The sequence below is a fragment of the Stackebrandtia soli genome, assembly GCF_965137155.1.
Taxonomy (GTDB): Bacteria; Actinomycetota; Actinomycetes; order Mycobacteriales; family Micromonosporaceae; genus Stackebrandtia; species Stackebrandtia soli.
The window spans coordinates 31,724-58,226 of the sequence record NZ_CBCRZX010000002.1 but is presented as its reverse complement, the minus strand read 5'-3'; the positions used below and the strand labels follow the sequence as shown (position 1 = coordinate 58,226).

The 26,503-nt window shown below is 67.8% G+C and carries 22 protein-coding genes; 12 read left to right on the top strand and 10 right to left on the bottom strand.

Annotated elements, in window-relative coordinates:
- Positions 1-180: 180 nt before the first annotated feature.
- On the bottom strand, positions 181-915 hold the full coding sequence (locus tag ACM9NP_RS01480; RefSeq protein ID WP_415644711.1) for a hypothetical protein: 735 nt from the start codon (positions 913-915) through the stop codon (positions 181-183).
- 311 nt (positions 916-1,226) lie between these two features.
- On the opposite strand from ACM9NP_RS01480, the gene ACM9NP_RS01475 reads away from it, so the two are divergent.
- Both ACM9NP_RS01475 and ACM9NP_RS01470 read left to right on the top strand, forming a co-directional pair.
- A complete protein-coding gene (locus ACM9NP_RS01475; protein ID WP_415644710.1) occupies positions 1,227-2,003 on the top strand; it encodes a TVP38/TMEM64 family protein in 777 nt (258 codons plus the stop codon).
- 43 nt (positions 2,004-2,046) lie between these two features.
- A complete protein-coding gene (locus ACM9NP_RS01470) occupies positions 2,047-2,256 on the top strand; it encodes a hypothetical protein (protein WP_415644709.1) in 210 nt (69 codons plus the stop codon).
- On the opposite strand, the gene ACM9NP_RS01465 is transcribed toward ACM9NP_RS01470, so the two are convergent.
- Positions 2,253-3,008, bottom strand: a complete 756-nt coding sequence (locus ACM9NP_RS01465) for a helical backbone metal receptor (protein ID WP_415644708.1) — start codon at positions 3,006-3,008, stop codon at positions 2,253-2,255. The two genes, ACM9NP_RS01470 and ACM9NP_RS01465, sit on opposite strands and share 4 nt — an antisense overlap.
- A complete protein-coding gene (npdG, locus tag ACM9NP_RS01460) occupies positions 3,005-3,697 on the bottom strand; it encodes an NADPH-dependent F420 reductase (protein ID WP_415644707.1) in 693 nt (230 codons plus the stop codon). The genes ACM9NP_RS01465 and npdG overlap by 4 nt, the downstream gene beginning before the upstream one ends.
- A 110-nt stretch (positions 3,698-3,807) precedes the next feature.
- Between npdG and glnA (ACM9NP_RS01455) the strand changes: the two genes are divergently transcribed.
- The 6 genes from glnA (ACM9NP_RS01455) to ACM9NP_RS01430 all read left to right on the top strand — a co-directional run bounded on the left by glnA (ACM9NP_RS01455) (position 3,808) and on the right by ACM9NP_RS01430 (position 9,350).
- Positions 3,808-5,157, top strand: a complete 1,350-nt coding sequence (gene glnA / locus ACM9NP_RS01455) for a type I glutamate--ammonia ligase (RefSeq protein WP_415644706.1) — start codon at positions 3,808-3,810, stop codon at positions 5,155-5,157.
- Between the two features lie 616 nt (positions 5,158-5,773).
- The gene (locus tag ACM9NP_RS01450; RefSeq protein WP_415644705.1) at positions 5,774-5,959 is read left to right on the top strand and encodes a hypothetical protein; all 186 of its coding nucleotides are present in this window, start codon (positions 5,774-5,776) and stop codon (positions 5,957-5,959) included.
- Between the two features lie 201 nt (positions 5,960-6,160).
- Positions 6,161-6,373 carry a hypothetical protein gene (locus tag ACM9NP_RS01445; RefSeq protein WP_415644704.1) on the top strand — a complete coding sequence of 71 codons (213 nt, stop codon included), beginning with the start codon at positions 6,161-6,163 and terminating at the stop codon, positions 6,371-6,373.
- Between the two features lie 99 nt (positions 6,374-6,472).
- Positions 6,473-7,030, top strand: coding sequence for a TlpA family protein disulfide reductase (locus tag ACM9NP_RS01440; protein WP_415644703.1), 558 nt, complete (start codon positions 6,473-6,475; stop codon positions 7,028-7,030).
- A 2-nt stretch (positions 7,031-7,032) separates the two neighbouring features.
- Complete coding sequence (locus ACM9NP_RS01435; protein ID WP_415644702.1) at positions 7,033-8,886, top strand: ABC transporter ATP-binding protein; 1,854 nt, start codon at positions 7,033-7,035, stop codon at positions 8,884-8,886.
- Positions 8,883-9,350 carry a S26 family signal peptidase gene (locus tag ACM9NP_RS01430; RefSeq protein ID WP_415644701.1) on the top strand — a complete coding sequence of 156 codons (468 nt, stop codon included), beginning with the start codon at positions 8,883-8,885 and terminating at the stop codon, positions 9,348-9,350. Before ACM9NP_RS01435 ends, ACM9NP_RS01430 begins: the two co-directional genes overlap by 4 nt.
- A gap of 182 nt (positions 9,351-9,532) precedes the next feature.
- On the opposite strand, the gene ACM9NP_RS01425 is transcribed toward ACM9NP_RS01430, so the two are convergent.
- Complete coding sequence (locus ACM9NP_RS01425) at positions 9,533-10,468, bottom strand: S66 peptidase family protein (protein ID WP_415644700.1); 936 nt, start codon at positions 10,466-10,468, stop codon at positions 9,533-9,535.
- Positions 10,469-10,782: 314 nt separating this feature from the next.
- On the opposite strand from ACM9NP_RS01425, the gene ACM9NP_RS01420 reads away from it, so the two are divergent.
- Together ACM9NP_RS01420 and ACM9NP_RS01415 are read left to right on the top strand one after the other, a co-directional pair.
- Entirely contained in the window at positions 10,783-11,466 is a 684-nt protein-coding gene (locus tag ACM9NP_RS01420) for a type 1 glutamine amidotransferase (protein WP_415644699.1), read from the top strand.
- Positions 11,463-14,156 carry a bifunctional [glutamine synthetase] adenylyltransferase/[glutamine synthetase]-adenylyl-L-tyrosine phosphorylase gene (locus ACM9NP_RS01415; protein ID WP_415644698.1) on the top strand — a complete coding sequence of 898 codons (2,694 nt, stop codon included), beginning with the start codon at positions 11,463-11,465 and terminating at the stop codon, positions 14,154-14,156. The genes ACM9NP_RS01420 and ACM9NP_RS01415 overlap by 4 nt, the downstream gene beginning before the upstream one ends.
- Here ACM9NP_RS01415 and ACM9NP_RS01410 read toward each other — a convergent pair.
- The 3 genes from ACM9NP_RS01410 to ACM9NP_RS01400 form a co-directional block, all read right to left on the bottom strand.
- On the bottom strand, positions 14,144-14,320 hold the full coding sequence (locus ACM9NP_RS01410; protein WP_415644697.1) for a hypothetical protein: 177 nt from the start codon (positions 14,318-14,320) through the stop codon (positions 14,144-14,146). The two genes, ACM9NP_RS01415 and ACM9NP_RS01410, sit on opposite strands and share 13 nt — an antisense overlap.
- A 632-nt stretch (positions 14,321-14,952) precedes the next feature.
- Entirely contained in the window at positions 14,953-17,535 is a 2,583-nt protein-coding gene (locus ACM9NP_RS01405) for a penicillin acylase family protein (protein ID WP_415644696.1), read from the bottom strand.
- A gap of 136 nt (positions 17,536-17,671) precedes the next feature.
- Positions 17,672-20,824 carry a BTAD domain-containing putative transcriptional regulator gene (locus tag ACM9NP_RS01400; RefSeq protein ID WP_415644695.1) on the bottom strand — a complete coding sequence of 1,051 codons (3,153 nt, stop codon included), beginning with the start codon at positions 20,822-20,824 and terminating at the stop codon, positions 17,672-17,674.
- Positions 20,825-20,941: 117 nt separating this feature from the next.
- Here ACM9NP_RS01400 and ACM9NP_RS01395 point away from each other — a divergent pair, with 117 nt between their 5' ends.
- Complete coding sequence (locus ACM9NP_RS01395; protein WP_415644694.1) at positions 20,942-21,823, top strand: NAD(P)-dependent oxidoreductase; 882 nt, start codon at positions 20,942-20,944, stop codon at positions 21,821-21,823.
- 574 nt (positions 21,824-22,397) lie between these two features.
- Here ACM9NP_RS01395 and glnA (ACM9NP_RS01390) read toward each other — a convergent pair.
- On the bottom strand, positions 22,398-23,822 hold the full coding sequence (gene glnA / locus ACM9NP_RS01390; protein ID WP_415644693.1) for a type I glutamate--ammonia ligase: 1,425 nt from the start codon (positions 23,820-23,822) through the stop codon (positions 22,398-22,400).
- A gap of 202 nt (positions 23,823-24,024) precedes the next feature.
- Here glnA (ACM9NP_RS01390) and ACM9NP_RS01385 point away from each other — a divergent pair, with 202 nt between their 5' ends.
- Positions 24,025-24,417, top strand: a complete 393-nt coding sequence (locus ACM9NP_RS01385) for an RDD family protein (protein WP_415644692.1) — start codon at positions 24,025-24,027, stop codon at positions 24,415-24,417.
- Between the two features lie 207 nt (positions 24,418-24,624).
- Here ACM9NP_RS01385 and ACM9NP_RS01380 read toward each other — a convergent pair whose 3' ends face one another.
- Positions 24,625-25,317, bottom strand: coding sequence for a DUF4191 domain-containing protein (locus ACM9NP_RS01380; RefSeq protein ID WP_415644691.1), 693 nt, complete (start codon positions 25,315-25,317; stop codon positions 24,625-24,627).
- Positions 25,318-25,495: 178 nt separating this feature from the next.
- Positions 25,496-26,428, bottom strand: a complete 933-nt coding sequence (lipA, locus tag ACM9NP_RS01375) for a lipoyl synthase (protein ID WP_415644867.1) — start codon at positions 26,426-26,428, stop codon at positions 25,496-25,498.
- Positions 26,429-26,503 lie beyond the last annotated feature (75 nt).

Genomic DNA, 26,503 nt, shown 5'->3' with positions numbered 1-26,503 from the left:
GTCAGGGACGGAGCACGCCTGAGCGCGCCGAAGTCGATGAGGACACAGCCCCATTACCCCGCGCGCTCCTCGTTGACGTCTCCAGTGGTCGGCTCGACGTGATCCCAGCAGCCATGGCAGATCGACCTGCCACAGATTGCGGTGGGATCACTGGACGAGACCGCGGGTGCCGCCCACGATTCAGAACGACAGGCTGTTGTAGCCGTACGCGAGGATGCGAAGTTCGCCGCAGTTCAGCTCGCCGAGGAGGTCCTCCCACTCGTCACCGAGCTCGTTGCCGTCCTCGTCCGCATCCAGCAATCGCCCGACGAACTCGGCCAGTTCCTCGGTCTCTGGGTCGGTGTCGGTGTCGGCCAGCGCGATCAGCCCAAAGACGAGCCCGACGCGGTCCTGCGGACTGAGCGTCGCGAAATCGTCGATGACGAGGTGCTCGTCGGTGCCCCCGTGCAACGCGACCCGGCTGGATTCGGCGATGCTCGCACCCGTGAGGGGCCGCGGCCCCACCGCGTCCCAGTCGATGGCCACGTCGATCAGTTCGGGCGTGTGGACGGCCAGTTCGCTGATGTCGGCGGCGATGTGCGTCCTGGTCCACAGTGTTACTTCGTCGAGGCCGTCATAGGGGCCGCCGGGAACACCGCTGCCGCCGATCCGATCGCCGTGAGCGTTGAACGACACCTCCGTCAGCCCTGGAACGGTGACCCGGGTGTGCGGATAGAGGTCGTATTCGACGACGTCGGTGCCGTCGTAGGCCCGGATCTGAAAGGTCTCGCCCCTGATGCCGAGCGCCCAGTTGCCTTCCCGCACATAGTTCTCGGCCGCGCGTCGCACGTCGGTGAGGTTGTTCCGGAGCTCGATGTGCTCCCAACCGCCGCCACCTTGGAAGAACGACCCCTCGAACACATAGAAACCGGTCACAGCGACAATCATCCATCCGTTGGCGAGGTTGGAGTGCGTCGCCCGGCGACGGCGTTCGACTCGATCTGCGTTCATGGCGCGGCCGGGCACCGCGACGACGGCCGCATTGCTGTGCGAGGTGCGCGGCCAACGAGCGATTGCGAGCACCGGGGCGGGTGCGAATTATTGCGTGCAGGGCGATCCGGACCCGTGCCGCCCTCGGGCGTGCGGCGGCGCGAGCGCAGGGTGGTCCGGTATCGTCGGGCCGCATCGTCGGGTCGACCGACAGCGGGGGGGAAGACGATCGGGGTGGACTTGAGCGAGGGCACGCGGTGAACGACGACGATTCGACCCCGGTCGCGTCCGTGGCGCGGACGCGGTTCGTGGTGCTCGTTCTCGTCGTCGCCGTGTTCGGGGCCGTCATCCTCGTCCTGGGCCCTCCGGACCCGGAGGGGCTGCGGGCGTCCGTGGCGAACCTCGGCCCGGCGGCACCGTTCCTCGCCGTCGGGGGCATCGCACTCGGCATCCTCGTGATGATCCCGCGCACGATCATGTCGATCGCGTCCGGCCTGCTGTTCGGATGGCTGCCCGGCTTCGCTTACATCATGATCGGGTGCCTCCTCGGGGCGTCCCTCGGTTACGCCCTGGGTCGCTTGCTGGGGCGGGACTTCGTCGCCGATCGCCTCCGGCGCTGGGGCGGCGCTTCCGGCGGCACCGCCGGTTCACTGCGCGTCCGGGCCGTCGCGTACGTCCAACGGCGGATCGCCCTCTTCGACGGCTGGCTGGGCGAACACGGCGTGATCGGCGTGTGGATCGCCCGCATCATCCCGCTGTCCCACTACGGCCTGCTGTCCTACACGTGCGGGACGTCGTCCGTCGGTTACCGGGCCTTCGCGCTCGGCACGCTGATCTCATCCGTCCACGGCGCACTCGGCTACACCGCCGTCGGCGGCGCCGTCCTCGGGGAAGGCGGATTGCCGCTCGCGCTGGGACTGGCCATCGCACTGAACCTGTTCAGCGTATCGATCCTGCTGATCGCCCGGCGCGTCATGCGCCGACGTGGCATCGTCGCCGAAGCAAGGAAAAGTGTCGCGACAGGCAATCCGTGAGGGCTGATCGTCTCGGCGTCGACGGCAGGGGAGAATGGCCCGCATGGGTTGGATTCAGCGCTACTCGCGCGTCATCGCCAGCACCGCCCTGGCCGCGATGGTCCTGCCGTTCCTGGTGTCCGGGATCAGCACCGCCACGACCGTCCCGCCGGTCTACCTCGCGATCGGTCTGACGATCCTGATCACCGCCGGTCTTTTCCTCATGGCCAAGCACGCCCGCGAGACCGCCGAGCGCGACCGTAGAGAACGCTAGGCCCGCTTCGCCTCGGCGAGCTGTCGACGCAGCACACCGTGCGCCTCGACCAGCGACGGCCCGTGCCACGTCAAGTGGCGACCCGACACGAGCGCGCACGGGATCCCCGGAAACGCCTCCGGCCCGTCCTCGGACGTGAACTCGTACGGTTCGTCCGGCAGCACCACCAGATCGGGCCGGGCGTCGTTCAACTCCGTGATCGGCACCTTCGGATACGGCTCCGTCGAGCCGGCGTACACGTTGTCGACGCCCAGCCGACGCAGGACGTCCCCGGAGAACGTCGCGGACCCGAGCACCATCCACGGACGCCGCCAGATCGGTACGACGGCGTTCGCCCAGCGGGGGACCGGCTCGGCCCACAGCGCCGCCGCCTCGTCAACCCATTCGGGCCGGGGCAACCGCAGCGCGGCGGTCATCGACGCCGCCGACGCGCACGCCTCGATCACCGTGCGCGGAAACGACACCCACACGTCGACTCCCGCCGCGCGCAACGCCTCCACGTCCTCCCGCCGGTTCTCCTCGGCGTTCGCGAGGACCAGGTCGGGAGCGAGCGCGACGACGTCCGCCACGCGCGGGTACTTGCTGCCGCCGACGCGCTCCGCCGACAGATCCGCCGGATGTGAGCAGTAGTCCGTGACCCCGACGAGAAGCTCCGGCGCGATGAGCGCGACCGTCTCCGTCGTCGAGGGCACGAGCGACACGATCCTGCGCGGGCGCTCGCCGTCGTAGGGGTGCCCGAGGTCGTCCCTCACAGCCCCGACACCCGCACGCCCGCGTGCGTCTTGTACCTGCGGTTGATCGCGATCAGGTTCGCCGTCAACGCCTCGACCTGACCGGCGTTGCGCAGCCGACCGCCGAACACGCCGCGCATCCCCGCGATCCGGCCCGCGAGCGCCTGCACCGTTGCCGCCGCCTCCCGGTCGTCGCCGAGGACGAGGATGTCGATGTCCATCTCCTCGATCGTCGGATCCGCCAACAGGACCGCCGAGACGTGGTGGAACGCCGCCGTCACCCGGGAATCCGGGAGCAGTGCCGCGGCCTGCTGGGCCGCGCTGCCCTCCTCGACGCGCAGTGCGAAAGGCCCCTGCTTGTCGAAGCCGAGCGGGTTGACGCAGTCCACGACGATCCGTCCACTGAGGTGGGTGGCGAGCGAGGTGAGCAGATCCGCGTGGCCCGCCCACGGCACCGCGACGATCACGACGTCCTGTTCCGCGGCGTCCTCATTGCGTCCCGCGTTGATCGATCCCGGAGGGACGTGCGGGAGCGCGGAGAGGTCCGTCGCGACGGCCGTCGCCTTCTCGTTGACCCGCGAACCGATCGTCACCTGCTGGCCCGCGCGCGCCAGCCGGTACGCGAGGCCGCGTCCCTGCTCGCCGGTACCGCCGAGTATCCCCACGGTCAATCCGGACACGTCGGGCAATGCGATGTCCTCAAATGCCATGCCGCCAATAGTGGCAGGATGTGCCGTGGTGGGGCACCCCGGTGCGTCGCGAAACACGTCGGAAACACCGATGGTGGACACTGGCGTCGATTGAGGAGGTGGTGGGTGACATGGAGCGCCAGCAGGAGTTCGTGTTGCGGACCTTGGAGGAACGCGACATCCGGTTCGTGCGGTTGTGGTTCACGGATGTGCTCGGCACGCTGAAATCGGTGAGTGTCGCGCCCGCCGAACTGGAGGCGGCCTTCGACGAGGGGATCGGCTTCGACGGGTCCGCCGTCGAGGGCTTCGCGCGGGTGTACGAGTCGGACATGGTGGCCATGCCCGACCCGACGACGTTCCAGGTGTTCCCCTTCGAGGGCGCGGGCATCGGGGAGAGCGCGCGCATGTTCTGTGACATCGTCACGCCCGACGGAGCGCCGAGCTGGGCCGACCCGAGACACGTCCTGCGCCGCGCCCTCGGCAAGGCCGCGGACGAGGGCTTCACCTTCTACACCCACCCCGAGATCGAGTTCTTCCTACTCGAACCGACCCGTGACGCGTCCTCAGCGCCCGTTCCCGTCGACGACGGCGGCTACTTCGACCACACCACGCACGCCGTCGCCCGCGACTTTCGCCGCCAGGCGATCCTCGCACTGGAACGCATCGGCATCTCCGTCGAGTTCAGCCACCACGAGGTCGCGCCCGGCCAGCAGGAGATCGACCTGCGCTACGCCGACGCGTTGACGACCGCCGACAACATCATGACGTTCCGGCACGTCGTCAAAGAGGTCGCGACGTCCGCCGGGGTCCAGGCCAGCTTCATGCCGAAACCGTTCACCGACCAGCCCGGCAGCGGCATGCACACCCACCTGTCGCTGTTCGAAGGCGAGAACAACGCCTTCCACGATCCGAGCGACGAGATCAAGCTGTCCAAGACGGGCAAGGCCTTCATCGCGGGACTCCTGAAACACGCCCCCGAGTACACGGCGATCACGAACCAGTGGGTGAACTCGTACAAGCGACTGTTCCCGATGCCGCTGCCGAACAAGGTCACCGAGTCGCCCGCGTACGTGTGCTGGGGCCACCGCAACCGCTCCGCGCTCGTCCGGGTGCCCGCCTACGGCAAACCGAACTCGGCGCGCGTCGAACTGCGCTCGCCCGATTCGGCGCTGAATCCGTACCTGGCGTTCGCGGTGCTGCTCGGCGCGGGCCTGAAGGGGATCAAGGAGGGCTACGAGCTCCCTCCGGGCACCGAGGACGACGTGTGGTCGTTGTCGGATCGGGAGCGCCGCGCCGCCGGGTATCGGCAGCTTCCGGCGAACCTCGCCGAGGCGATCGACGCGATGGCGGAGTCGGAGCTCGTCGCGGAAGTGCTGGGGGAGCACGTCTTCGACTTCTTCCTCAAGAACAAGCAGGCCGAATGGGACGAGTACCGGCGACAGGTCACGGCCTTCGAACTGCAGCGCTACCGGGATCTGTAGGGCTGACCGTCTTGGGTGATCCCGGGGCCGGTTCGGCACCGGGGTCGCCTTCTCGTGTACGCGTGCCACAGTGGACGCACATATGGTCGTGCGTTCGTTCTCTCCGTCCGTCGGTGGAACCGGACATCCCGCTTGCGTGAGTGGTCCGTCCGCGTCGTCTCCCCGTCTTCCTGGAGGGTGCTTCGCGGCTCGGTTCGACGGGTCGTGTCCCCCTGCTCGGGATGGACGCGGCCGTACGGTCGGCGCGCGTCCCGTGTGCGTCCATGCGGGGCTCCGCCGTGTCCCCTGGCGCCATAGTGGAGGATTGATTCGACGGTTCAGGGTCGACTCCGGGCGGCCACCGAGGGGCGCGCCCGCGTGGCGGACGATTTCGGACATAGCATCGCAATACTGTCGAAACATGCCAAAAGGTGCCATGCCGACTTAAAGGTCAGGAATGGTACTAATTATAGAAATGGTACTAATGTATTCACCGGCCCGTGATCAGGCATTTTGATCTTGGCGAGACTTCGGCAATTTACATTTCCGCTGGTGAGCGAGTTTCTTGAAAAATGTTGGAATATGGGGTTCCCTTCTCGTGGGTAGCCTTGTACGCTCTTGCCTTATGAACAAAGGAATGAAGAAAATGCAGGCCGTCGCCGACCGCCTGCTGGAGAAGTTCGTCCCGCACGCCTCTGCTCAGGCCGTCGAGTGCGACACCCTCTATCGCTGCGTGTCGGGTCGTCAGCAGCAGCGCAAGTGCTGCGCCTACCCGAGTGGAATCAGCTGCACCTCATGGGTTTACAACGGCGTCAAGTGTTAGTCGACAGTAGAGCTTAAGTCGGGCCCGGCCAGTGTTTCTGGTCGGGCTCGGCTACGGTCGAATTGGTCTTGAATGGCTCGTTGAGTCGTATCAGAGGGTATTCTTCGCTCTCATTCAGGCGAGCTGAACTTCAGTTCAATGAATCAAAGATATCAATTATGGATCTTTCCTTCTATTGGCGTTCGTTGTATTCTCTGGACCATGAATAATGGAATGAAGAGAATGCGGTCGGTCGCTGATCGACTGCTGGAGACATTCGTGCCGCACGCGTCCGCTCGCGCTGCGGAATGCGCGTACGAGTACCGCTGCGTTCACGGGACGAGCGGAAGCACGAGGCAGCGCCGCTGGTGCTGTTACAACGCCAACGGCTCGAAGAGCTGCGGCGGCTGGGCGAATTACCAGACCGGCTGCTGACACCCGCCCGGAACTTTTCTCGAGCCCGGCCCGTGATTCCTGGCCGGGCTCGACCGTAGAGTCGTCCTCGGGAATCCCACTGATGATGGTGAATATTTAATGATCTTTCTGACTATTGCGGTCGTCCTCCTCGCGCTTCTGTGCCTGGCGAACCTGTTGTTGATCTTCGCCGTCTTCCGTCGGCTGAGGGAACACACGGCCGAACTGAGTCGACTGTCCCGTGGCGCGCCGCAACCGTTCCGTGACGAACTGGTCGGTCAGTCCGTACCGACCTTCGAAGCCTCGGCGATCGACGGCACCGCCGTCACCGGCGCCGGACTGGTCGGGCGTCCCGGTCTCGTGGGCTTCTTCTCAGCCGGTTGCGAACCCTGCCACGACCAAGCGCCCAAGTTCGCGAAGTGGTCGAGCGTGGGAGGCGGCGGCGCCGCGACCATCGCGGTGGTCACAGGGGACGGTCCGCAGGCCGAGGAACTGGTCGAGGCGTTCCGCGACCGGGCCACCGTCGTCGCCGAGCCCGACGCCTCCGTCGTCGCCTCGGCGTTCGGAATCGAGGCGTTCCCGACCTTCCTGCGAATCGACGCCGAGGGCACCATCACCGACACGGGGGTCGAGGTGCGCGACGTTGTGGCGCTGGCCGCCGAACTGACTCGACACTAGTGATGTCCGACAGCACCGCCACGCCGGAACAGCCCCGTCGTCCGCTCCGCGAGCTGGCCGGAGTGTGGCGAACGGTATGGAGGGCCGGGAGGTGGTTGGCCGCAGCGCAACTGGCCATCACCGTGATAACCGGGCTCCTGCCGGCGACCACGGTGTGGTTGATGAAACTGGTCATCGACGCGCTCGCCGCCGACCGCGCCGGGACCGCCATCGGCGCGGGCTGCGGCCTGGCTGCGGCCGGCCTCCTCACCATGGTTCTGGCGCATGTGAACAGCTATCTGCGAAGCGAGCTGCAGCGCCGGATCGACCGCCTGATGCGAGACCAGCTCTACACCGCCGTCAACGCCTTCCAAGGGCTGTCACGCTTCGAAGACCCACAGTTCCTGGACCGGCTCCGAATGGCCACACAGGTGAACGGCCCGGCCCTCGACCCCGTCACCAGCGGCATGTTCGACGTCGGCCGGAACGTGATAACCCTGGCCACCCTGATCGGCACGCTCTTCGTGATCAGCCCGATCATGACGGCGGTCGTCATCGCCGCCGCAGTACCCGCGCTGCTCGCGGAGATCTCGCTCGCCAGGCAACGGGTGGGGATGTACCTCGGCATGTCCGCGTCCATGCGACGACAGTTCTTCTACTCCAGCCTGATCACCGACGTCGACGCCGCCAAGGAGGTACGCCTCTTCGGGCTCGGCGACTTCCTCAAAGGACGCGTACTGCGCGGCCTCGGTGAGGTGCAGTCCGCCGAACGTCGGCTCGACCGCAGGGAACTGCGCACCCAGTCGCTCCTGGCGCTCCTGGGCGCCATCGTCTCCGGGCTCGGCCTGGTGTGGGCGGTGTACGGCGCGGCGACCAAGGTATTGACCTTGGGCGATGTATCGGCCTTCGTGGTCGCGATCGCCGGTACCCAAGGTGCCCTGGCATCGCTGGTCACCGGCATCGCCGGCGGGCACGAGGCGCTGCTCATGGTCGGCCACCACTCAGCCGTCCGCGAGTGCGCCGACGACCTGCCACCGACCACCCGACCCGCCGCACTCGCACCGTCGCTGCGACAGGGCATCGAGGTACGCGACGTGTGGTTCCGTTACGCCGACGACCATCCATGGATCCTGCGCGGCGTCGACTTCACGATCCCGCACGGACAGGCGGTCGCGCTCGTCGGACTCAACGGCGCGGGCAAGAGCACCCTCGTCAAACTCCTGTGCCGCTTCTACGACCCGGACCGTGGCTCGATCCGATGGGACGGCGTCGACATCCGCGACGTCGATCCGGCGGAACTGCGCCGCCGAATGGGAGTCCTGTTCCAGGACTTCATGTCCTACGACCTGACCGCGATGGAGAACGTCGGCATCGGCGACCTCGACCGCGTCGACGATTCGTCCCAGGTCGAGAAGGCGGCCCGCCACGCCGGAATCCACGACGACGTGGCCGGCCTGCCGCGCGGTTACGACACCATGCTCAGCCGCAGTTTCTTCCTGGAGGAGGAGAAGGACGACCCGGACACCGGCGTCGTGCTCTCCGGTGGCCAATGGCAGCGGCTCGCGCTCGCCCGCACTTTCATGCGAGACAGCCGGGACCTGCTCATCCTCGACGAGCCGAGCGCCGGACTCGACGCTCGCGCCGAGCACGAGATCCACGAGCGACTGCGCGCCCACCGCGCCGACCACACGAGCCTGCTCATCTCGCATCGGCTCGGCACGATCCGGGACGCGAACCTCATCGTCGTCCTCGCGGACGGCGTCGTCGCCGAACAGGGCGACCACGACGCGCTGATGGCCGCCGACGGTCCGTACTCGGAGCTGTTCCGTATGCAGGCCAGCGGTTATGACGCCGCCGCGACCGGGCAGGAGCCGTGACCGTCGTCGCGACCGTCGCGGTCGCCGTTACCGTCGTTGCCGTGATCGGTGGCCTCGCGTTGTGGTGGTTTCGTCGGACTTTTCTCATCACGACCGTGTCGGGGCGCAGTATGCAGCCGACGTACCACGACGGGGACCGGCTTCTGGTTCGGCGGACGACGGCCGCCGCCGTCAAACGCGGCGACGCCGTGGTGTTGACCAGCGACCAGCCACCACGTCGCGAGTCCTCCGTGGAAGGCGAATCGGACGTGACGTGGCGCGAACCCGGGAAACTCATCATCAAGCGCGCCGTGGCCCTGCCCGGTGACCCGGTACCGGCCGGGATCCCCGTCCCCGACCGGACCGTACCGGCCGGTCGGCTGGTCATCCTCGGCGACAACGCCGACGCCAGCTACGACTCCCGAGCGGCCGGCTTCTACGCCGTCGACAACCTGGTCGGGGTGGTCCTCCGCTCCATGAGCTGAGCCGGCGCCGGTGGTCGCGTTTCGCGGCTTGGTGGGCTCTTCTCACCATCACCGTAGAAGGGCGTGGTCGCGTACATCGCCCCACCCAGCCGTACTTCTCGCCCCACCAAGGCGTACTTCTCGGTCCACCCGGCCTTAGTGATCCCCGCGCACACGAGGGTTGTTCGAGGGAGGTGGGGGAGTCAGCTGACGGCGGGGGTCGCGGTGAGGGTCTTGGTTGTCAGGTCGAAGGTCGCGGTGGGGCCGAAGGGGACGGTCCGGGGGTTGTCGCCGTGTCCGATGGGGAGGCCGCCGAGGATGGGGATGTTCAAGGGCTCCAAGCGATCCCGCAGGACGTCGAGGATGTCCCAGTCCCAGTCGTCGTCCTCGCAACCGGTGAACTGGCCGAGCGCGAGCCCCGCCACGCCGTCGAAGACTCCGGAGCGCAGCAACTGCGTGAGGATGCGGTCCGCACGGTACGGCTCCTCGTTCACCTCCTCCATGAACAAGATCGCGTCGGTGTAGTCGGGCAGCGTTCCGGTGCCGATGGCGTCGACGATGAGCGACAGGTTCCCGCCGAGCAGGGGGCCCGTCACGGTGCCTTCGCCGCTGGTCAGGGCGATCGTCGGTTCGCCGTCGATGGCCCGCACCGTGACCGGGTCCGTCGTCATGAGCGCTCGCCGCAGGGCCTCGGCCGTCTCCGTGTCGTGGTCGTTGGCGAAGGTCGTCACGACGGGTCCCGCGACGCTCGCGACGCCGTGCACGTACAGCGCGGAGTGCAGCGCCGTGATGTCGCTGTAGCCGACGACGGGTTTCGGGTCGCGACGGGCGGCCGCGAAGTCGACCCGGTCGACTATCCGGCTCATGCCGTAGCCGCCACGCGCACAGAAGATCCCGCGCACGGTGTCGTCGCGCAGCGCGTCGTTGAGTTCCGTGACTCGCGAGTCGTCGTCCCCGGCGAGGTAGCCGAGCCGGTCGTACAGGCCGGGCGCGACCTGGACGGTCAGGCCCCAGCTTTCGAACAGGGCGATTCCCGCCGCCGTCTTTTCGGGGGTGGGCGGTCCGGACGGCGTGACGAGGCGAACCGTGTCGCCGGGGCGCAGCGCGGGGGGACGGAGCAGGGTGTCTTGAGGGGTCATCGCGGCCAGACACTACCGGAAGCGGCGCGCCGCCTCAAGACTCCGAGACGGCCCCGATCGGCGGACGCCGCGATCTCGGAGCGGTCGACGTGTCGACCTTCGATCGCCGATCGAGCCTGGGAGTCCGAACGAAACCCTCCAGGGAACCCGCGCACCGATGAGCGGTCGACCATACGAGCGCCGAACCTCGTGGCTTGTGAGTGAGCGTGCCGTCGTCGGCCGTGTTCGACCACCCGGAATCGGCGGGCTTTTGTGGCGACTCTCGCGGCGTGCGTCGCGGTCGTCACCCGCCAGCGTGAATTAGTCTTGCCGAGATGGGAACCGCACTGGTCGTTGAGAACTCACCGCACTGGCACCTGGGGCGAATCGAGGCGTGGCTCGCCGACACCGGCCTGGAGCCGGTCGTCGTCCGCCCGTACGACGGCGACTCGCTCGACGCGTCCGGGCACGCCGCGATCATCGCTCTCGGCGGTGGTCGGGGCGTCGACTGGACGCCCGAGTTGACGAAACTGCTGCGCACCGCCGTCGCCGAACACACCCCGACGCTCGCGTTCTGTTCCTCCGCTCGCGCGCTCGCCACCGACTTCGGTGGTGTCGTGACGCCGGTCGAACGTTTCGCTCCCGGCCCGCGTCTCGTGGCCCGCCGCGACGCCGCGGCCGACGACCCGCTGTTCGGACTGGCCCCGATGGCGCTCGACGTCGTGTGGTGGCGCCACGAGGACCTGACCGAGCTGCCCCCCGAGGCGCAGCTGCTCGGAGCCTCGCCGCACGGCGTCCCGGAGATCTTCCGCATCGGTGACCGCGCTTGGGGAATTCAATCGCACATCGAGTTCGACTCCACGATGGTCGTCAAGCTCGGGGGCGAGGAGGAACTGGGCCAGCGCGTCGACATGATCGCCGACTACATCGACCAGACGTGGCGCCCGATCATCGCCCGTTTCACGGCGCTCGCGACGGGCCGCGTCGCCGGGACTCCACTGCCGATACTCGGCCAATGAGTCGTCTCGCGGATCGCCAACTCGCGCGGTTGCGCGAGACCGATGACGAGATCGACGCCGCCCTCTCCGAGGACTCCGGCCTGCGGGAACGTGTCCGCGCCGTCCTGGGGGCGTCGGACGCCCTGGGCGACCACCTGGTCGCCAACCCCGGCCTGTGGCGGGCGCTGGCTCCCGGCGCGTCCACCGACATGGACGAATTCGACGCGGCGACCGACCGTGACTCGCTGCGCTCCGCGTACCGCCGTCGGCTGCTCCAGATCAGCGCGGACGACCTGACCGGCGACGGCGACATTCGCACCGTGGCAGCGCGATTGTCCGATCTGGCCGATGCCACTCTCGAAGCGGCGATGCGGATCGCGCGCGAGCAAAATCCGGCCGAACACGACACGGCCCGCCTCGCGATCATCGCGATGGGCAAGTGCGGTGCCCGCGAACTCAACTATGTATCTGATGTGGACGTCCTGTTCGTCGCCGAGGGCGACCTGACCGTGGCGACCTCGTGGGCCGTCGCGACCATGACCCTGTGCGGCGAGGTCGCATGGCCCGTCGACGCGGGACTGCGGCCCGAGGGTCGCAGCGGAGCGCTCGTCCGCACCGTCGACAGCTACGTCGCCTACTACGAGAAGTGGGCGAAGACCTGGGAGTTCCAGGCCCTGTTGAAGGCCCGACCAGCAGCCGGCGACATCGAGCTGGGCGACGAGTGGCTGGAGGTCGCCTCGCCGCTGATCTGGCAGACGGTCGAGAGTTCCGGCGTCGTGGACGAGATCCGGGTGATGCGCCGACGTGTCGTGTCGGCGCTGTCCGGGCCCGACACGGAGAACGAGATCAAGCTCGGCCCCGGCGGTCTGCGCGACATCGAGTTCGCCGTCCAACTGATGCAGCTCGTGCACGGCCGCAGCGACTCCAAGCTGCGCGTCACCTCGACAATGGACGCCCTCGACGCGTTGACGGACGGCGGTTATCTCGCGCGCACCGACGGGGAGTCGCTGCGCGACAGTTATCAATTCCTGCGCACGGTCGAGCATCGGCTTCAGTTGCAGAAACTACGTCGAACCCACCGCATGCCCGACGACGCGCCGTCCAGGCACTGGCTCGCCCGGGTCATGGGGTACACCGGCTCGGACGAGCTGCGCGCCGACTGGCGACGCCACGCGTCGGCGACGCGCCGCCTCCACGAGAAGCTGTTCTACCGGCCACTGCTGGAGGCCGTCGCGGAGGTCCCTGCGGCGGGACTGCGATTGACCCCGGACGCCGCCCGCGCCCGGCTCGTCGCGCTCGGATTCGAGGACCCGGCCGGGGCGTTGCGACACATCTCGGCGTTGATCGCGGGCGTGTCGCGAACCGCCGCGATTCAACGGACTCTGCTTCCGGTCCTATTGGGGGAGTTCGCCTCCGCACCCGAACCCGACCGTGGCCTGCTCGCGTATCGGAAGGTCTCGGAGAAACTCGGGCGGACGCCCTGGTACCTGCGATTGCTCAGGGACGGCGGCCCGATCGCGATCCGCCTCGCCCGCATCCTGGCGACGTCCCGGTACGCCACGGACCTGCTCATGCGCGATCCGGCGGCGCTGCGACTGCTCGCCAACGACGAGGACCTGCGCCCACAGACGCCACGCGTACTGCTCGACGGCATGGCCGCCGCCGCGGACCGACACCGCTCGGATCCGGACGCGGCGATCTCCGCCGTCCGCGCGATCCGACGCAGGGAACTCCTGCGGATCGCGTTCGCGGATCTGCGCGGCCTCCTCGACGTCGGCCAAGTCGGCACGGCCCTGTCCGACGTCACCGACGCCGTCCTCCACACCGGACTCACCATCGCGAGGCGCGACCTCGGTGACGGCCCGAGCATGGCGATCATCGGCCTGGGCCGCCTCGGCGGACGGGAGAACTCCTACGCGTCGGACGCCGACGTCCTGTTCGTCTACGACGGGGAGTCCTCCGAGGCGGGAATGGCGACGGCGATCGTGGACCGGCTGCGGGCGCTCCTGGTGGCTCGGGGCGCCGAGCCGCCCTTGAAAGTGGACGTCGATCTGCGGCCGGAGGGTCGGCAGGGTCCGATCGTGCGGAGCCTGAGCGCGTACCGCCGCTATTACGAGCGGTGGTCGTCCGGCTGGGAGGCGCAGGCGCTGCTGAGAGCGCGGCATTGCGCGGGCGACGCGTCGTTGGGCGCGCGGTTCCTGGAGGCGATCGCGCCGGTCCGGTACCCGGAGGAGGGTCTGTCGGGCGAGCAGCTGGTCGAGTTGCGGCGGATCAAGGCGCGAGTCGACACGGAGCGGCTGCCTCGTGGCGCCGACCGGCTCACTCACGTCAAGCTCGGGCCCGGCGGTCTGACCGATGTGGAGTGGAGCGTGCAGTTGACGCAGTTGCAGAACGCGGCGCGACTGACCTCGCTGCGGACCACGTCGACGATGGCGGCCCTCGAACACGCGCGCACCAACGAGTTGCTGACGACCACCGACCACGAGTATCTGACGGAGAGCTGGCTCTTGGCGTCGGCCATTCGAAACGCGCTCACCTTGGCTCGGGGCGCGGCGAGCGATCAACTGCCGCGATACGGTTCGGAGCTCGCCGCGATCCTGGCGGTGCTGCGTCGCCCCGACGATGAGGACCCGGGGTCCTTTGTCGACGAGTACCTACGGGTGGCCCGGCACGCGCACGGTGTGGCGGAGCGCGTCTTCTACGGGGATTGACGTCGCCGACGGGCTCGCGTGACGCCGAGCGCGATGATCGCGCCGAGGCACACGACGGCGACGGGGATCGCGATGATCGACTCGGTGAGCGCGACGAAGGCGGCGAGGCAGAGCAGGAACAGCGTGGTGTAGCTGAAGCCCCTGCTCGATAGGAAAATTCGCATTGGTCGATCCTAGGGTGGGATCGGCCGAAGGGCCACCCATCCGGGACGTTCGGCCCCATTGAACCAGGTCAATGGCATCGATTCGCCTTATGCATCCATAAAGACGTGTCGACCTGGATCGGCGGGGGTCGCTCGCCGCCGTCGCGTCTTCGACGGGACGGTGCCGTGTTGTCCGCCCGCTGAGGGCGGCCGACCTGAAGCCCGTTTCAGCCGGCTTTAGCGTGGCTTCAGCGAATAGGGGTTACGTTCACCGTAGGGGAGGAGGTCGGAGGCCCCCGGAGGTCGGCGAGGGGGATCGGTGTTTCGGGGTGCGAGTTCGATTGCCCCTGATGTGCTGCGCCCCTGGTGATCGGTGCGTCGACCAGGCTCTGTGGAGCGATATCGGGTCGCGCCTCGGTCGATTTCAGGACGGGGAGCCGAGCGCCCGCCGATGGCGAACGACGGATCACTCCCGTGCCGCTCGCCGGATCGCACCGGATCAAGACGATCGCACCGGCTCAAGACATCGAACCCACTCCGGACACCGGCTCGCCTTCGTGTCAATGGCCGACGTCACCGAAGGCCGCAGGCCTCTCCCTGAACCGTCGGCTCCGGGAGAGGCCCGCGAATGTTCGTCCGTGCGACGGCGTCCGCTATGGAACGAGTCGCAACAGCGCCGCCGAGTCCGAGGCGAACTTCTCCTTCGTCCACAACATCGGCAGCATCTTCCCGTCCCGCCACAGCGGCAACTGGTCCGCGTAGTGGGCCTGGAACGCGTGCCCCGAGGCACCCGTCAAGTTGATCCACAATGAATTGTCGAAGTCGGACATGTCGACGACCATGCGCATCGACGGCACCGCGTCCACCTCGTAACCGACGGCCGCGTTCCAGCCGGTCGCGTTGACGAGGCCGTCCCCGCCCGGCGCGGCGACCGTGTCCGCGTTGAACATCCACTCCACGAAACCGATCCCGGAGGTGCCGAGCGTCTGATGGGTGACCGTCAACGTGTGCAGGTCGCCCCACTCCCACGCGTTCGGATCCTTGTCGAGCAACTCCGTCAATTCCGCGACCGCGTCCGTCACGGCGACCTTCAACATGTCGTCGCGGGTCTCGACCGCCGACGTCGACAGGTCGTCCCACCACGGGTCGTCGGGCTCGTTCATCATTCCCGAGACGATGTACGCCCAGCGCTCGCCGCCGCCGGGCTCGCGGCCCTCCGGCATCTCGTCGAACGTCTTCAACAGCAGGTTCCGCCACAGCGAGTTGTAGAACGCTGCGGGAGCCGAGTCGGCGGGTTGTTGCAGGTCCCAGCCGTCCAGCAGGCCGACCGCCGTCTTCTCGACGCCGGTGAAGGACAACGCGCTCAACGCGTCGAGGATCGGTTCGGCGCCCTCGTTCGCCGAGTCGAGCTGCATCGCGTGCATGTCGTCGACACTGATTTTGCCGTCGGCTTCGCTGATCATGTCGCGGATGCGCTGACTGCGGTACCCGTAGGCCCAGTCGTTCGTCAGCAGGTACGGGTACTGGTCACCGATGACCTCGTTGTTCGCCGTCACGATGAAACCCTCGTCGGGGTTCTCCACCACGGGCAGTTCCTCGAACGGTATGTAACCCGTCCAGTCGTAGTCCGGGTCCCAGCCCGGTACGGGGACCGTGCCGTCGCCCTTACCGCGAATCGGGATCCTGCCGGGCGACTGGTAGGCGATGTTGCCGTCGACGTCCGCGTAGACCAGGTTCTGCGCGGGCACCTCGAACAGCGCCGCCGCGGCCTTGAACTCGGTGAAGTTCGAGGCCTTGTTCAGGGCGAAGATCGCGTCCGCCGTGCGACCCGGGTCGAGGGCCGTCCATCTCAACGCCAGACCGTACTTCGAACCGCCGTTGACGATTCCGAGGTTGTCCGAGGCGTCGGCCGCGAGCGCCGCCGGGTCACCACCCCGGTCCGACATGAGCGGGCCGTGCTGTGTCTCGCGGATCGTGATCGTCACCGGGTCTCCGTTGGCGACCTCGATGGTCTCCTCGCGGATCGCGAGGTCCAGCCATTCGTCCTCGACGAGGTACTTATCGCCGTCGATGCGTTCGTAGTAGAAGTCGGTGACGTCCGGGCCGAGGTTCGTGAAGCCCCAGGCGATCTGTCCGTTGTGGCCGATCATGACGCCGGGGACGCCCGCGAAACTGAATCCGGCGACGTCGAACGGGCACTCGGTCGACACGTCGGTGCAGTGGAGTCCTGCCTGGTACCAGACGGACGGCATCGCGGGGCCGAGGTGCGGGTCGTTCGCCAGGATCGGTTTACCGGTCTCGGTCAGGTCGCCCGACACGACCCACGAGTTCGATCCGATCCCGTCGGCGCCGCCCGCCCCGATGACGGCGTTGACGGCGCTGGTCGCGTCGAGCGTGGCGAGCAGCGCGTCCTCGGCGAGGACGGACGTCTCGGTCGCGCTGATGGACTTGTCCGGTTCGGCGTCCGCGTCCGCGTCGAAGACGCCGTCGACGACGGTTCCCTCGGGGACGATCGGCGTGTGCCAGTCGGTCGGGTAGTCGGGGTACAGCTGGGCGATGGCCTCGGTGGTCATCCCGGACGCGGCGAGACTGGCTCGCGACAGTTCGTCGCCGTAGTTGCCGCGCAGGTCCCACGCCATTGCCTTCAGCCAGGCGAGCGAGTCGACCGGGTCCCACTCCTCGATCTCGTAGTCGAGCCCGGTGACGCTGAGCATCGCGTACTCGAGGCTCACCTCGCCGGGGGACTTGTCCGCCAGGTAGGCGTTGACGCCGGCCGCGTACGCGGTGAAGTAGTCCCGCGTCGTGGCATCGAGGATGTTCCATTCCTTCTCGGCGGTGACGCGCCATCCCATCGTGCGGATCGAGGCGTCCGTCTCGACCTGGCTCTCCCCGAACATCTCCGACAGCCGCCCGGACGTGACGTGGCGGCGGAAGTCCATCTCGAAGAACCGGTCCTGGGCGTGGACGTAGCCCTGCGCCATGAACAGGTCGGTCGAACTGTCGGCGTAGATCTGTGGCACGCCCCAGATGTCGCGGACGACGTCGACCGATGCCTCCAGGCCGGGGAGTTTGATGTCACCGTGCACCTGTGGGAACGATCGTCGTAGGAACCACGCGGTCGTCATCGACAGGACGACGACGAGGACGCACAACACCGCCAGGCTCCAGCGGCCGATGCGCCGCCAGCGGCCTGGGCGGGGCCGCGCAGTCGAGGGAGGGGAGGCTTCACTGCTCATGAGGCGGGATCTTACGGCTGACTGGACGTTACCGGCAGCCCACCCTGGCACCGTCTTCTCCGCCGATCGGTCAGTCCCCGCTCGCGTCGTGGCGGGGGTCGTCGGCTCCCGTTCGCGCCCTCGGCGCGTTCATCCATCATGGATTGATCGATGCCTCGACGTCCGGGATGGTGCTGTCGGGACGCGTTCGGCCGATCGTGTGCTGCGCGGCGAAGATGCGCCGGCCGAGGGCGTCCGTCACGGCGGCGGTGATCCGGTCGACGTCGGCGCGCTCCGTCCGCGGGAGTGGGGCGACCGTCTCGCGGGTCGCGGCCGCGGCGCCGAGCAGCCGCGCGGCGGTCAGGCTGTCGCCCGTCGAGTGATGCGCCCCAGCGAGGCCCTCCAACGCCAACGCGATGGCGCGCGGGTCGCCGAGCCGACTCGCCTCGGCGTAGCCGTCTCGTTGCCGAGCCAGCGCGGTCGCGCCGTCACCGCGAACCTCGGCGATGAACCCGAGCTCCGCCAATACCAAGGTCGTCACGGGTGCGAACGCGCAGCTTCGCCCCCACTCGAGCAGCCGGTCGAGCTGGGCCTCGGCGCCGTCGAGGTCGCCGATTCGACGCAGCGTCAACGCCGTTCCGATCCGCGCCGACACTTCGCCGTTGTGGTAGTGGTGTTCCTCGGCGAGCCGACGGCAGCGTTCGTGGAGTCGCAGCGACCGGTCCGTGTCTCCCGACAACAGTGCCGCCCGCGCGACTCCGCAGAGCCGGTCGATGTAGTCGCGCCACAGTCCCAGAGCTTCGGCGAGGGCGACACCGCGTTCGTGCAGACGGCCAGCTTCAACGTGGTCGCCCTCGGCCTCGGTGACGGCGGCCAGCGGGTACAGCGCTTGGAGTTTGCCCCACGCGTCGCCGAGCCGTTCGAACTCCGACAGCGCCTCGGTCGCGTCCGCGCGGGAGTCGGCGAGCCGACCGACACCGAACAGGTGCACGGCGCGGATCGCGAGCGTCGTGGCTCGCGCCCAGTCATCGCTCTTTCGGGTGGACGCGGCCAGCGCGCGTTCCGCCGCGTCGGCGCTCGCCTCGTACTCGACATTGATCAGGAGGGCGAAGGCGAGGAACGCCAGTAGGCGCGCGTCGTCACCATGTTCGGGCGCGGTCCACGGAGTCATGTCGTCCTCCGCGGAGACCTCTGTGGATGTTCCCTGCCGTAGTCGCCGAACACCCCAGCGCCACGCCGTCAGAGTCGCCGCCGCGACCGGGTCGGCGTCGACCGCCTCGCCCAGTCGCCGCTCCGCCTCCGCGAAACGCCCGCGCAGCATCCAGTACCACGTCAGCTCGACGACGAGCCCCGCCTCGGCGGGACGGTGATCGAGCGCCGCCCGCACGTTCGCCGCCTCGGCGTCCAATGCCGTCAACCGTCGCCCCTGATCCGGGCCACGCAACCCCGTCGCCGTGGCGCCCGCCCACGACGTGTAGTGGCGAGCGTGCCGGTCCCGCGTCGCCGCCGTCTCGTTCGCCTCGTCGAGCCGTTGCGCCGCGTATGCCGCTATCGACTCCAACAGGCGAAATCGGGGACCGTCCGGCGTGTGCGTCACCGTCGCGAGTGAACGGTCGACCAGCCGGGTCAGCGTCGGCAGCACGTCCTCGCGCGCGACTCCGTCGCCGATGAAGCACGACTCGGCGGCGTCGAGCGCGCATCCGTCCACGTGTACCGCGAGACGACGAAGAACGACCCGTTCCATCGGTGTCGTCAACGAATGACTCCAGTCGATGACCGCGCGCAATGTGCGCTGCCGTGGCGGGCCGTCGCGGTGTCCGTTCGTCAACAGTGCGAACCTGTCCTTCAACCGGTCGCGCAGCGTCTCGACGCCGAGAGTCCGCACGCGTGGGGCCGCCAGCTCCAGCGCCAACGGCAGGCCGTCGAGACCCCGGCAGACGTCGATGACGGCGGCCACGTTTCGTTCCGTCAAACGAAAGCCGGGCACGGCCGCCGCCACGCGAGCCACGAACAGTCGCACCGCCGCCGAGCCGGCGGCCTCGGTCGCGTCGCGGGGCACCCCCAACGGCGCGACCGGCCACACGCCCTCACCGGAGATCGCGAGCGGTTCGCGGCTCGTCGCGAGCACTCGCAACGTCGTCGACGCCTGAAGCATCCTCCCCGCCACGGACGCCGCGGCGTCGATGACGTGTTCGCAGTTGTCGAGCACGATGAGCGAGCGTCTCGACCGCACCGCCGCCACCAGCCGGTCGACAGGCGAAGTGGACTCTCGCGCGAACGGTCCCGCCGTGTGCTCACCGACCTGGAGCGTCGCCAACGTCGACTCCGCGACCTCCACTATCGACGCGTCGGCCGGCAATGCCGCCAAGTCCACACACCACACTCCGTCCGCGTGGTTCCCCCGACCGTCGGCCGCCAAACGCAGCGCGAGCCGCGTCTTGCCGACACCACCCGGCCCCGTCAAGGTCACCAGCCGGTGCCGCCGCGCGAACGCGTCGAGGGCGCGAAGGTCGTCGACCCTGCCGACCAGATCGGTCGTCGGCGTCATCGCGTCGAGATTGCCGGACACGCCCGGCGCCGTTGACGGTTCGTGCCGCAGCAGCGACCGATACAGCTCGACGAGCTCGGGGCTCGGATCGAGACCACGCTCGTCGGCCAGCCGTTCCCGCCACCGATGAAACTCGTCGACCGCCTCCCCGAGACGGCCCGCGCCGGACAGCGCACGCATTCGCAACGCGCGCAGCGGTTCCCGATTCGGGTAAGTGTCGACGAGTTCCGCCAGCTCGGGCGCGAGCGCCGTCGCCTCACCCAACTCCAGCCGCGCCCCCACGAGCGACTCCATCGCGGTGAGGCGGGCCTCCGTCAGTCGCGACACGATCGGAGCCACCCCCGGAAGGTCCTGGTACCCGTCGAACGCGACGCCCCTCCACCACGTCACGGCTGTGCCGAGCCGGTCGGCGCGATCGCGCGGATCGGCGACCTCGCGTGCCTCCTCGACGGCCGTGACGAAAAGGCACCAGTCCACCCCGGACTCGTCGACGACGAGCCGGTACCCGATGCCGTCGAACTCGACCGTCGCCGCGTCGCCCACGTCGCGACGCAACCGGGACACCTTGCCCTGTAGGGAATTCACCGGATCGGACGGAAGCCGATCCGGCCACAGCGCGTTCACGAGGCGATCGACCGAAACCGTCCGACCCGGACACGTCAACAACGTCGCCAACAACGCCCCGACCTTGCCCGTCGGACCGGTGAGCCGGTCGCCCGTCGCCGTCCACACCACCAACGGTCCGAGCACCCCGAATCGCATGTCAGCCAGGCTACCCAGAGGTCATGCCGTGGCGGCGCCCTCACGGCCGTCGACGACACGTCAGCGAAACGTCAGCGCCGCCCGGCAAGGTGGTGACCCACATTGTGAAAGGACAGCATGAACACCATCCGCGAACACGTCACCATGATCGGTCTCGGCCCGATGGGGCAGGCGATGGCCGCCGCGTTCCTCGACAAGGGACACCCGGTGACGGTGTGGAACCGGACCGCCTCCCGCGCCCAACCACTCGTCGAGGCGGGCGCGACGCTGGCCGCCAGCCCCACCGACGCGATCGCCGCCGCGAAGCTCATTGTGTTGAGCCTCACCGACTATGACGCGATGTACGCCATCCTCGGCGACCACACTGCCGCGCTCGCGGGTCGCACGGTCGTCAATCTCAGCTCCGACACGCCACAGCGCAGCCGCGAGGCCGCCGAATGGTTCGCCGGACATGGCGCGCGTTTCGTCTGCGGCGGGGTCATGGTCCCGGCGCCGCTCATTGGCGCCGAGGAAGCCTACGTGTTCTACAGTGGTCCGTCCGAGGCCGTCGACGAACACCGCGACGTCCTGTCGGTAATCGGACGCGTCGACTACCGCGGTGAGGACCCCGGTCTCGCCCAACTCTGGTACCAGTCCCAACTCGATGTCTTCTTGACGATGCTGTCGTCGTTCCTGCACTCGGCGGCGATGCTCGCCACCGCCGGAGTCAGCGCTGCCGAAGCCGCGCCGTACGCGACCGAGACCCTCCGCCTCGCCGCCGACATCATCGACATGAGCGTCCCCGCCGTCGACGCCGACGACCACGCCGACGTCGGCGCGAGCACGGCGATGATGGGAGCCAGCGCCGATCACATCCTCGGCGCCAGTCGGGAACTCGGCATCGACACGACCCTGCCGGAGGCCGTGAAGACCCACTACGACCGCGCCATCGCGGCCGGACACGGCGCCAGTGGCTGGACCAGCCTGTACCGGACGATCCTGCGTCCGCCCGCAGAATGACGCCGCGGCGCCGAAATCGTCCATGAGGGATCGTGTGGTTGAAGCCCGTTCGTCGAATCCGTCGACGGACTGACGGGACCGCTCTCGGTCGCCACCAGTGTGGATGATCGCCGCGAAGCCCAGGACACGCCGAACGGCCCCGGGGAGAGTGCCTGAGCACTCTCCCCGGGACCGTCGCGTCGATGCGAGCGTCGCCCACACCTCAGGATCTCGATGTCCGAACATCGCGTGATACGTGTTCACCGAAGTCCGGAGACAATGGCGTTCGCCTGGGCGACAACGTGTTCACGCCATGACATGGGCGTTCGCGTGAGTGTCGCAGCCGGTTGCGGTGTGGCCGGTGGGCTTCGCCGTCACCTTGGTTCGGTGTCTGCTCGCATATCGCTCACTTTGGGACTTGTCCGTGTGGGCTTCGCCGTTGTTGCACCTGGGTGGTTCCCAGACGGGAGGGCCTTGGCATTCCTCACTTTGGGACTTGTCTTGGGTGAGTGGGCTTCGCCGTTTGTCGCCTTTGGTGGTTTCCTGCGCTTCGCTTAAACATCACTGTGCTCATGCTTCGACGTGTTCGCTTCGCTCACACGTCGAAGTACAACGCGAACTCGTGCGGGGTCGGACGCAGGCGGATCGGGTCGACCTCGTTGGTGCGCTTGTAGTCGATCCACGTCTCGATCAGGTCGGACGTGAACACGTCGCCTTCGAGCAGGTAGCCGTGATCGGCCTCCAGGTTGTCGAGGACCGCCGGGAGCGAGCCGGGGACCTGCGAGATATCGCCGAACTCGTCCGGTCCGAGCTCGTACAGGTCCTTGTCGATCGGCTCCGGCGGCTCGACCTTGTTCTTGATGCCGTCGAGTCCGGCCATCAACATCGCCGAGAACGCCAGGTACGGGTTGCTCGACGGGTCCGGCACGCGGAACTCGACGCGCTTCGCCTTCGGGTTGGTGCCCGTGACGGGAATGCGCGTGCACGCGGAACGGTTCCGCTGCGAGTAGACGAGGTTGACGGGAGCCTCGAAGCCCGGCACGAGACGGCGGTACGAGTTGACGGTCGGGTTCGTGAACGCCAGCAGCGACGGCGCGTGCTTCAGCAGACCGCCGATGTACCAGCGCGCCATGTCCGACAGGCCGGCGTAACCGGTCTCGTCGTAGAACAGCGGGTTGTCGCCCAGCCACAGGCTCTGGTGGCAGTGCATGCCGGAACCGTTGTCGCCGTACATCGGCTTCGGCATGAACGTCGCCGTCTTGCCGGCCGCCCACACCTCGTTCTTCACGATGTACTTGAACAGCTGCAACTCATCGGCCGCGTGCAGGAGCGTCGAGAACCTGTAGTTGATCTCGGTCTGACCGGCAGTACCCACCTCGTGGTGCGCCCGCTCGACGGTGAAACCGGAGTCGACGAGGCGACGCACGATCCCGTCACGGAGGTCCGCGAAGTGGTCGACCGGCGGCACCGGGAAGTACCCGCCCTTGTGCTTCGGCTTGTAACCGCGGTTGCCGCCCTCCTCCATGCGGCCCGAGTTCCACGCCCCCTCGACGGAGTCGATGTGGAAGAAGCCGTGCTGCGGCTGGGTGTCGAACCGGATGTCGTCGAAGATGTAGAACTCCGCCTCCGCGCCGAAGTACGCGATATCGGCGTAACCGGTCGACGCGAGATACTGCTCGGCCTTCTTCGCGATGTTGCGCGGGTCGCGACTGTACGCCTCGCGAGTGAACGGGTCGTGGATGAAGAAGTTCAGCGCGATCGTCTTCTCGGCGCGGAACGGGTCGATGAACGCCGTAGTCACGTCCGGCAGCAGCAGCATGTCGGACTCGTGGATCGCCTGGAAGCCCCGAATGGACGAGCCGTCGAACGCGAGCCCGTCCTCGAACACCGACAGGTCGAACGATTCGGCCGGGATGTTGAAGTGCTGCATTACCCCGGGCAGGTCACAAAAACGGATGTCAACGAACTTGACGTCGTTGTCCGAGATGTATGTGAGTAGTTGATCGGGATCGGTGAACACTGGACAGGCCCTCTTTTCAGAATCCGTGTTGTCTTGCTGCCAGACATTACGACTGAGGGGTTGCCTCACCGTGTCTCCGCTGTTTCGGGCGTGTTACTTGGAAGCGTGTCGCGACGCACACGAGGCGCGTTTCGGGTGTGTCTCGACGCTGGTGAACCGCCCGCGTGGCCGTGGCGGGCGAGCGCGACGTTAGGCTTCGCGCATGATGGCAACCCCCGAGGAACGTTCCGATTCCGACCTCGCCACATTCGGTCAGCGCTTTCTGGCGCTGCTCGGCGACTGGGTGCTGTGCCTGTTCATCGCGAACGGCGCGATGCGGGTGGGCCTGCTCCCGCCGCACGAGTTCATCTGGCCGTCGGTGGTGCTGATCGTCGAGTACACGTTGTTCCTCGGGTTCAGCGTGCAGACGCCCGGCATGTGGTTGTTCAAGGTGCGCTGTGTCGACATCGTGAACGGACGTCCGCTCGGTCTGCCGCGCGCATTCGTTCGGGCGGTACTGCTGGCGGTGGTCCTGCCGATCGTGCCCGCGTTCTACGACCCGCGTCGGCGCGGCTTCCACGACGTCGCCGGTCAGTCGATCGTCCTGCGCGCCTAGCGTAGGCGGCGCCCGGGACCGGCAGGATCGGTCCCGAGCCGCGCCCCCCTCGGACTGGGTCTGTCCCGTCGAAGCGGCCGGCCCGGCGACCTCGGCAGTCACGCGGCGAACCGTTCCACCGGGGTGGCGGGAGTACGCGCCCTCGTTCCCCGAACAGCACGACGGCCGGTCGATGAGCATCGACCGGCCGTCTCACGTTTGTTCGCGTCAGCGTCCCCGCATCGCCTTGCGGGCGCCCTTGGGCAGTTTCGTGTTGGTCGGGACCGGACCCTTCGGGATCGGAGCCGACGACCGCAGCGCGTTCAACCGACGTTGCAGATCGGCGGCCTGGGCGGCCGAAATGTTGCGAGGGAGTTTCGTCAGCGTCCGGCGCAGTTTGGCCAGCGACAGCTGGTTCTCGCCCTCTCCGACGGTGAAGTCGTACACCGGCGTCGATCCGACGACGCGGGCGAGCTTCTTCTTCTCCTGGTTGACGAGGTTCCGAAGCCGTCCGCTGCTTCCCTCGGCGAGCAGGACGACGCCCGGCTTGCCGATCGCGCGGTGCACGAGGTCCTGCTGCGTCGACATCGCCACGCCCGGCGTGACATGCCAGCCGCGCATCGTGTCCACGATGGCGTAAGCGGCGCCGGGGCGGCCGACCGCCTCGTTCGTGACGGCTTTCGTCGTGCGGACGTTCAAAACGATGAGCAGGGCCAGCAGCGACACGAACACCGCGGAGATGAGCCAGAACCACGTGCTCTGTGTCAACGCGATGATCAACACGACCACCGCGAACGGCACCACGACCGCCACGATCGCGAGCGGAAGGAACGCCTTGTCTCGTTTGAAAGTGAACGAGAAGGCCATCCCGATCGCTTTCAGCCGGTCTTTGAAACCGGACTGATCCTGCTGTTTCGCCATAACCGCCAAGCTTAGAGGCTGTCCCGACACCCAGCAACTCGGCTCGGCGGCGTCACAGCACCGTCGGAGGATTCGTCGAACCGCCCGCGCACGCGCCGGTACGCAGGCCTTTCGCCGTTCCGCGGAGGAAACCCGTCACGAGTCGACGTGACGGGACCCCGTCGAGCGGAAAGGCGGATCACACCAGCGTTCGGGCGTCCAACGCCTGCCGGTAGAGCCGGCCAGCGCGGTAGGACGAGCGGACGAGCGGACCGCTCATGACACCCGCGTAGCCGATCTCCTCCGCCTCGGTCCCCAGTTCGATGAACTCCTCCGGTTTCACCCACCGGTCGACGGGGTGATGCCGGGGCGTCGGACGCAGGTACTGCGTGATCGTGATGATCTCGCAGCCCGCCTCGTGCAGGTCGAGCAGCGCCTGCGAGACCTCTTCGCGGGTCTCGCCCATTCCGAGGATGAGGTTCGACTTCGTGACGAGCCCGGCCGCGCGCGCCTTCGTGATGACCGACAGGGAGCGCTCGTACCGGAAACCGGGACGGATCCGCTTGAAGATGCGCGGCACTGTCTCGACGTTGTGCGCCAACACTTCCGGGCGGGAACCGAACACCTCGGCGAGCTGTTCGTCGTCCGAGTTGAAGTCCGGGATCAACAGTTCGACGCCGCAGCCGGGGAGGGCCGCGTGGATCTGCCGGACCGTCTCGGCGTACAGCCATGAGCCGCCGTCGGGAAGGTCGTCGCGGGCGACACCCGTGATCGTCGCGTACCGCAGGCCCATCGTCTTGACGGAGTCGGCGACGCGTCGCGGTTCGTCGCGGTCGAGCGCCTCCGGCTTTCCGGTGTCGATCTGGCAGAAGTCACAGCGCCGAGTGCATTGATCGCCGCCGATGAGGAACGTCGCCTCGCGGTCCTCCCAACACTCGTAGATGTTGGGACAGCCCGCCTCCTGGCAGACGGTGTGCAGGCCCTCGCGCTCGACGAGCCCCCGCATGTCGCGGTATTCGGGGCCCATCTTGGCCTTGACTTTGATCCACGATGGCTTACGTTCGATCGGCGTCTGGGCGTTGCGGGCCTCAACTCGGAGGAGCCGCCTGCCCTCGGGCTGTACTGTCACGATCCGAGCCTAACTCTTGCTCGGGTGCACTGGACCCCGCGCGTGGGCGCCATCACCTCGCCCCCGTCCGTGGAGTCG